Raw genomic sequence first — 776 nt, 5'->3', positions numbered from 1 at the left:
GAACGAATTGCATTACTTTTTAGTATAGCAGCAACCCTATATAATCATTTTATCTAATAAGTCGTTGGTGTATGCGCACTCACTATATGAGTCACCGTATCGCTAGGATTGATAAAGGTATGCGGCTTCATGGTATCAATCACATAACTGTCCCCTTTATTTAGCAAGTATGTGGTCTCCTCGATACGAATCAAAATCTTGCCCTCAATGACCGTACCGATCTCTTCTCCTTCGTGAGCGATTTTTTCTTCCGTTGAGCTGTTGGGCTGATAGGTTTCAATCAAAAATCCCAAGTTTTTGGTTGTGCTGCAGTTGTATACCTGTTTGAGTGATACCCTGCTATTTGGTTCACTAAGCTCAATCAAATCTTTGGGAGTTACCACCACCCTTGCTTTAGGCTCTTTCCATTCATCACTAAAAAAAGTCGTCAAATCAGAGCCTAGCACCGCTAAAATCGCTTTTAATGTATTGACAGCCGGACTCACTTTATTACGCTCAATAGCACTGATTGAGGTATTAGTCAGTCCTGCAAGCCTTGCAAGCTTACGCTGTGAATAACCTTTAGCAAGTCGCAGCTGATTAATCTTTTTACCAATATCTTCTTCTGGTCGTTCATCCGCCTCCATGGCTGTCTGAGCCTTTTCGGCGGCGACTGTATCGTCTAAAGTGGTTGTATCTGAAACATTATCTAGAGAGTTTTTTGCTGGCATGTTGAATGAATTCCGTGAACAAAAATTTGGACAAGTTATCTTGCGCATAATTTAACTCAGGGTGCC

1 protein-coding gene is annotated in these 776 nt (G+C 41.4%); it reads right to left on the bottom strand.

Annotated elements, in window-relative coordinates; all coding sequences use genetic code 11:
* Positions 1-53: 53 nt before the first annotated feature.
* Positions 54-710: a cupin domain-containing protein gene (locus tag ACS8FD_RS19510; RefSeq protein ID WP_439261012.1), complete on the bottom strand. Its 657-nt coding sequence runs from the start codon at positions 708-710 to the stop codon at positions 54-56.
* Positions 711-776 lie beyond the last annotated feature (66 nt).

The sequence above is a fragment of the Psychrobacter sp. 1U2 genome (genome assembly GCF_051847575.1).
Note: the sequence above shows the minus strand (reverse complement) of the source record. Positions and strands in the feature narration are given on the sequence as shown.